This is a genomic window from Bradyrhizobium sp. CCBAU 45394, from assembly GCF_028128655.1.
Classification (GTDB): Bacteria; Pseudomonadota; Alphaproteobacteria; order Rhizobiales; family Xanthobacteraceae; genus Bradyrhizobium; species Bradyrhizobium diazoefficiens.
On sequence record NZ_LBIX01000155.1, the window covers coordinates 72146 to 78847 of the forward strand.

Genomic DNA, 6702 nt, shown 5'->3' on the forward strand with positions numbered 1-6702 from the left:
GTTTGGGAAGCCGACATGGATGGAGATCAGCCGGCGACGCGGCGCGGACCCTTGCGGGCGGGCGACGTCGCGGCGGGACGCGACGGCGTCTCCAGGCACTGCGTGGCGATCTCGAGGCTGGCAACGCCCTCATCGCCCGTGACCGCCGGCGTCTCGCCGTGGCGTACGGCCTTGAGGAACGCGATCAGCTCGGCGCGCAGCGGCTCGTCATGGCCGACAGGCAGATGCCGCATCGAGTAGCTGCCGTCGGGCTTGAAGCCGAAGCACTCGGTGACCTGGCGCGTCAACAGATCGCCCATCACGTATTTGCCGCGGGTCGCGACCGTGACGCTGCGTGCCTTGAACGGCGTCAGCCAGTTGGTGTTGATGTGGGCGAGCACGCCGTTGGCGGTGCGGAACTGGAGCAGCGCGATGTCCTCGCGCTCGGCGACCGCGCTCGACAATTGCGGCTGCACCTCAACGATGTCGGATTCGGTGAACCAGCGGATCAGGTCGATGTCGTGCACGGCGAGGTCGATGACGACGCCGACATTGGACATGCGCGGCGGGAATGGACCGACGCGGGTGATCGCGATCGAGAGGATGTCCTCACCCGCGATCGCCTGCTTGACCGCGGCGACCGCCGGATTGAAGCGCTCGACATGGCCGACCATCAGCGTGACGCCAGCCTTTTGCGCGGCGGCGACGATCTCACGGCCTTCGGCGACCGTGGAGGCGATCGGCTTCTCGACCAGCACGTGGATGTTCTTGGCGATGCAGGCGAGCGCGACCTCGTGATGCAGATGGGTGGGCGCTGCGATGGTGACGGCATCGACGCCGGCGGCCAGGAGCTGGTCGAGCGTCTCGAAGCCCTGGCAGTTGGCAAGCTCGGTGGTGCGCGTCAGGTGCGTCGGCGAGGGATCGACCACGCCGACGAGGGTGACGCCGGGAAGACCCGCGAGCACGCGCGCATGGTTGCTGCCCATCACGCCCGCGCCGACGACACCGACGCGCAAGCCTGCTTTGGCAGGTGCTGACCCTTTGGAACTCATCTGAGCAAACCCCGATTCAACCGCAAATCCCCGGGCCGCTTCTAGCACGGGCGCCACATTTGTGGCGAATGCAGAGCTTCCGGCCCGGACACGATTTGATTCAAAAAGTTACACGTTCTCCGGGCCTTAAGCCGCTGAAAGATACTGCTCTTTCGGCCCGGGTCGCGTGATTCGGAGCCTGCTGGTTACGACCTTTGATAGTCGTCTTCAATCCGGATGATGTCGTCTTCCCCGAGATAGCTGCCGGTCTGGACCTCGATGAGTTCCAGCATGATTTTACCGGGATTCTCCATCCGGTGCACGGCGCCCATCGGGATGTAGATCGACTCGTTCTCGTGCACCGTCTTCACGGTCTCGTTGACGGTGACCCGCGCCGCGCCGCGAACCACGATCCAGTGCTCGGCACGGTGATGGTGCTTCTGCAGCGACAGCCGCCCGCCGGGCTTGACCACGATGCGCTTGACCTGGTGACGCTCGCCATTGTCCACCGACTGGTAGCTGCCCCAGGGCCGATGCACCTTGAGATGCTCCTCGGTGACCTTCGGCGCGACCGCCTTGAGCTTGGTCACCAGGCGCTTCAGGCCGTTGGCATCCTTCTGGCGCGAGACCAGGACCGCATCGGCGGTCGCGACCACGACGAGATCGTCGACGCCTTCGAGCGCGACCAGCGCGGAATCGGTGGTGACGTTGCAGTTGCGCGAATCCTCGAACACGGCGGCGCCGTGCGCGGCGTTGCCCTGCGCGTCCTTCTCCGACAATTCCCAAACCGCGTGCCAGGAGCCGACGTCGGACCAGCCGCAGGACACCGGCACGACGGCCGCGCGCGAGGTCTTCTCCATCACCGCGTAGTCGATCGAGATCGCCTTCGCCGAACCGAACGCCTCGGGCTCCAGCGTCACGAAGCCGAGATCGCGGCCGGCGTTGGTGACCGCATTGGAGACCGCCTCCACGCTCGCCGCATCGACCTTGCGGTATTCGTCGAGCAGGACGGTCGCCGGGAACATGAAGTTGCCGCTGTTCCACAGGTAGCCCGAATTGACGTAGTCGGCCGCCTTCACCGCGTCCGGCTTCTCGACGAAGCGCGCGATTGCGTGCACCTCACCGGAGATCACCTCGCCCAGGCTGATATAGCCGTATTCGGTCGCCGGCCGCTCCGGCTTGACGCCGAAGGTGACGATGCGCCCGGCGCTCGCGGCGGTGAGGCCTTCGCGGCAGGCCGCGACGAAGGCGGCCTTGTCCTGCACCACGTGGTCGGCGGCGAGCGCGAGCACGATCGCCTCACTGACGCGGTTCTGCGCGAACACCGCGCCGGCGGCGATCGCAGGGCCGGAGTCGCGGCGCATCGGCTCGAGGATCACGTCGGCCTCGATGCCGATCTCGGCGAGCTGCTCCAGCACCATGAAGCGATAGGACGCATTGGTGATGACGATCGGACGATCGAACAGCGAGGCGTCCGAGACGCGCAGCAGCGTGTCCTGGAAGGTCGAGCGCGAACCGAACAGCGGCAGGAACTGCTTGGGGCGCACCTCGCGCGAGGCCGGCCACAGCCGCGTGCCGGCACCGCCGCACATGATCAGGGGGATAATGCGTTTGTCCATCGTCATCTCAAACCTTGAAGTAGTCCCGATACCAGGTGACAAAATTACGAACCCCGTGCTCGATCGGCGTTGACGGTGCAAAGCCGGTGTCGCGCATCAGGTCCTCGACATCCGCGAACGTTTCCAAAACGTCTCCCGGCTGCATCGGCAGCAATTCTTTGATCGCCGTCCGACCCAGCTCCTGCTCCAGAAGTCCGACGACATGCATCAGCTCCTCGGGGCGGTGGTTGCCGACATTGTAGACCTTAGACGGCGCATTTGCGGCAGCCGGGTCATCGGCGGGCACCCGATCGATCAGCTTGGACACGACACGGGTTACGTCGTCAATATAGGTGAAGTCGCGTCGCATCCTGCCATGGTTAAAGAGCCGGATCGGCGTCCCCGCCATGATCGCGTTCACGAACAGAAACATGGCCATATCGGGCCGTCCCCACGGGCCGTATATGGTAAAGAAGCGCAAGGCCGTGACCGGCAGCCGGTAGAGATGGCTGTAGGACTGCGCCATCACTTCGTTCGCCTTCTTGGTCGCGGCGTAGAAGCTCACCGGATGATCGGTCCGGTCCTGCACGGCAAATGGCAGTTTTGTGTTGGCGCCGTAAACGGAGGATGACGAGGCGTAGACCAGATGACGACAGCCGTTGTTGCGGCAGCCCTCCAGCACGTTGAGAAAGCCCTGGAGATTGGAATCGGCGTAAGCCTGCGGATGCTCGATCGAGTAGCGCACGCCGGCCTGGGCGGCCAGATGCACGACCTTGGCAAACCCGTGTTCTCCAAACAACGCCGCAATGGTCTCGCGGTCGGCCAGATCGGCCTTGACGAACGAGAAGCGGGAATCGCTGCGCAACAGCTCGAGCCGCGCCTGCTTCAGCGCCGGGTCGTAATAGCTGTTGAGATTGTCGAGCCCGATCACGGGCCGACCTTCGGCGAGCAGCTGCCGGGCGACGTGAAAGCCGATGAAGCCGGCGGCACCCGTGACCAAAATCGCCTGATCCATCATCCTGTTCCCAAGGGATCCCTAGCTCGATCGCCTGCGGCGCTTCTTTAGCCGCCGCATCGAGGGGGTCGCAATAGCCCCGCCGCCCGCCATGACGGGTCACGATAACCGCGCATGATAACCGCTATTGCAAGATCGGCGCCAAGACCATACCAAAGCGGCCTAATTCGGCGCCTGGCGTCGGGTTGCCTCAAATCTTCGCAAACCCTGTTCATGCGGGCGAGATGCGCCGAATCCTGCTGTCGACGGCCAAGATCCTGATTTCCGCAGCGCTGCTCTACCTGGCGCTGCGCAAGGTCGATCTGTCCGAACTTTTGTCGCGCTTCACCGTAACCAGCCTGTTCTGGATCGGCATCGCGATCGCCGTCACGTTCCTGCAAATCTTCGTCGGCGTGCTGCGCTGGCGCCAGATCAGCGCCGAATGCGGTGCGCCGCTCGAGCTCGGCCGGGCCATGCGCTACAACGTGATCGGATCCTTCTTCAACCAAACCCTGCCGTCCGCGATCGGCGGCGATGCGGTCCGGCTGTGGCTGGTCGCGCGCGCCGGCGCCGGCTGGCGGGCGGCCACTTACTCCATCTTCGTCGATCGCGCGATCGGCCTCGTCGCGCTCGCGATCCTCATCGTCGCGAGCCTGCCGTGGAGCTATACCCTCATCACCGATCCGCATGGACGCTCGGCATTGCTGCTCGTCGATCTTGCGGCGCTCGCGGGCGGCCTCGGCTTCCTGGTCTTCGGCGCGCTGAAATGGCAATGGCTGAAGACGTGGTGGGCCACCCATCACATCCACGCCTGCGCGGTGATCGCGAACCGCGTGATCTTCAGCCGCAGGCGCGGGCCGATCGTTGCGATCCTGTCCCTGACCGTGCATGGGCTCGCCGCCGTCGTCGCCTGGTGCGTCGTGCAGTCGATCGCCGCTCCGGTCCGCTTCAGCGACGTCTTCCTGCTCGTGCCGCCGGTGATGCTGATCACGATGATGCCGATCTCGATCGCCGGCTGGGGCCTGCGTGAAGCCACGATGGGCCTGGCGTTCGGCTTCGCGGGACTTGCCGCCAGCGAGGGCGTCAACGTCTCGCTGCTGTTCGGCGCCGTGTATTTCATCGTCGGCGCGATCGGCGGCCTGGTCTGGATCCTCAGCGCGGAGAAGGCCGCACAAGGGTCGGCTCCGATCGGAGTGCCGGAGTGACGACGTTCGTCTCGGGTCCGGGACCTGCGGCGGGATTGGTGTTGCTCGCACTTGCGCCAGCCGTGCTGGCTGCGCTGATCTCCGCCTGCATCACCTGGCGGAGCATGCCGCTGCTGCAACGTTACGCGTTGGCACGTCCGAACGCACGCTCGTCACACAGGATTCCGACTCCGCAAGGCGCGGGCATCGCGGTTGTCGCGGCCACCCTGCTGGTGGCCGCAACCTGGGCAGCCTGGACTCACGGCTCGATTCCCCTGCCCCTGATCGGCTCCGCTGTGCTGATCGCTCTGGTCGGACTTGTCGATGACATCAGGCCGTTGCCGGTCGCGCTGCGTCTGTTGTTGCAGGCGGGAGCCGTGGCCGCCGTCGTATTCACGACGCCCGAGGCGCTGCGGATCGTTCCAGCCCTGCCGCTTGCTTTTGAACGCATCCTCATTCTCATCGGCGGCGTCTGGTTCGTGAACCTCGTCAACTTCATGGACGGGCTCGACCTCATGACGGTGGTGGAGGTGGTGCCAATAACGGCCGCGCTCGGATTGCTCGGATGGTATGGCGACCTATCTCCGTCCGCCGGCCTGCTCGCCACGGCACTGTGCGGCGCCATGCTCGGCTTTGCACCGTTCAACAAGCCGGTCGCAAAAGTCTTCCTGGGCGACGTCGGCAGCCTGCCGATCGGCCTTCTGCTCGGCTGGTGCCTGCTGGACCTCGCCTGGCACGGGCAGCCGGCCGCGGCGCTGCTGCTGCCGGCCTATTACCTCGCGGATGCCACCATCACGCTGTTTCGCCGCATCGCCCGCCGCGAGCAATTCTGGTCGGCGCACCGCTCGCACTTTTACCAGCGCGCGACCGACCATGGCTTCAAGGTCCCGCAGGTGGTCGGCGAGGTGTTCGCGCTCAATCTGGTGCTGGCGCTGCTGGCGATCCTCACCGTGCGCGCCGGTTCGATCACGGTCACGATCGCCTGCCTGCTCGCAGGCGCAATCGCCGTCGGCTTCGTCCTGCGGCGCTTCTCCCGCCCTCAGGCGTCCTGAGCCGACAGCGCGAGCTGCAAACCCTCGTCGAGGGAGACCTGCGGCTCCCAGCCGGTTGCGATCGCCTTGGAGATGTTGAGCTCGAGCGAACCGATCAGGTTGTCGTGCGTATCCTGCCGGCCGATCATCGTGAGGAGCGTGCCGAGCAGGTCCGGCGGCATGCCGAACAGCCGCGGGCTCTTGCCGGACGCTTTCGCCAGGCGCTCGATGAATTCGGGCGTCGAGACCTGCTCCTTGTCCGCCACCAGGAAGATCTCGAAATTGCTGGCGGGGTCGGGATGGGCGAGCCGGCGCAGGATGAACGACGACAGGTTCTGCACGGCCAGGAAGGCGCGGTGATTGTGGATCGCGGCAAAGGGCAGCGGCAGCCCGAGGCTCACCGCGCGCGTCAGCAGCGCGAAATTGCCCTTGGCGCCAGCGTCCTCAAGCCCGCCTCGGCCGCGGCTTTGGACATGCCGTAGAGGCCGCGCGGCGTCAGGATGTCCTTCTCGCTGAACGGTGCGCGGCCCTCATTGCTGCGGCCGTGCACGAGAACGGTGCTGACGAAGATGAACTGGCGCACGCCGGCCGTCGCCGCCGAGTGCGCCAGATGCAGCGTGCCGGCGATGTTGACGTTGCGGTAGAGCTGGACCGCGTGCTCCTCGTGCTTGTGGTGCACGCGCGCGGCGAGATGGACGACCGCGTCGACCCCTTCGAGCGCGGCCTGCCAGTCGGTCTCCGGACCGATCGTTTCGATCACGACCTCGTCGTCGGCACCGGTCGGTCTGCGCACGGCGCGGCGGACCGACCATCCCTGACGTGCGAGGGCGGGCACGACATGACCGCCGACGAAGCCGCTCGCTCCCGTGACCAGCACGACCGGTT

At 65.8% G+C, this 6702-nt stretch carries 5 protein-coding genes and 1 pseudogene; 2 read left to right on the forward strand and 4 right to left on the reverse strand.

What is annotated here, in order from left to right:
- Window positions 1–26: 26 nt before the first annotated feature.
- The 3 genes from WN73_RS17265 to WN73_RS17275 all read right to left on the reverse strand — a co-directional run bounded on the left by WN73_RS17265 (window position 27) and on the right by WN73_RS17275 (window position 3626).
- Complete coding sequence (locus WN73_RS17265) at window positions 27–1031, reverse strand: Gfo/Idh/MocA family protein (RefSeq protein WP_028173222.1); 1005 nt, start codon at window positions 1029–1031, stop codon at window positions 27–29.
- Window positions 1032–1216: 185 nt separating this feature from the next.
- Complete coding sequence (locus WN73_RS17270) at window positions 1217–2629, reverse strand: mannose-1-phosphate guanylyltransferase/mannose-6-phosphate isomerase (protein WP_271553943.1); 1413 nt, start codon at window positions 2627–2629, stop codon at window positions 1217–1219.
- Between the two features lie 7 nt (window positions 2630–2636).
- A complete protein-coding gene (locus tag WN73_RS17275) occupies window positions 2637–3626 on the reverse strand; it encodes an SDR family NAD(P)-dependent oxidoreductase (protein WP_271553944.1) in 990 nt (329 codons plus the stop codon).
- A 221-nt stretch (window positions 3627–3847) separates the two neighbouring features.
- Between WN73_RS17275 and WN73_RS17280 the strand changes: the two genes are divergently transcribed.
- Both WN73_RS17280 and WN73_RS17285 read left to right on the forward strand, forming a co-directional pair.
- A complete protein-coding gene (locus WN73_RS17280) occupies window positions 3848–4807 on the forward strand; it encodes a lysylphosphatidylglycerol synthase transmembrane domain-containing protein (RefSeq protein ID WP_271553945.1) in 960 nt (319 codons plus the stop codon).
- 35 nt (window positions 4808–4842) lie between these two features.
- On the forward strand, window positions 4843–5838 hold the full coding sequence (locus WN73_RS17285; protein WP_439711373.1) for an MraY family glycosyltransferase: 996 nt from the start codon (window positions 4843–4845) through the stop codon (window positions 5836–5838).
- On the opposite strand, the pseudogene WN73_RS44395 reads toward WN73_RS17285, so the two are convergent.
- A pseudogene (locus WN73_RS44395) lies at window positions 5826–6702 on the reverse strand (NAD-dependent epimerase/dehydratase family protein); the annotation flags it as partial. The gene WN73_RS17285 and the pseudogene WN73_RS44395 overlap by 13 nt on opposite strands.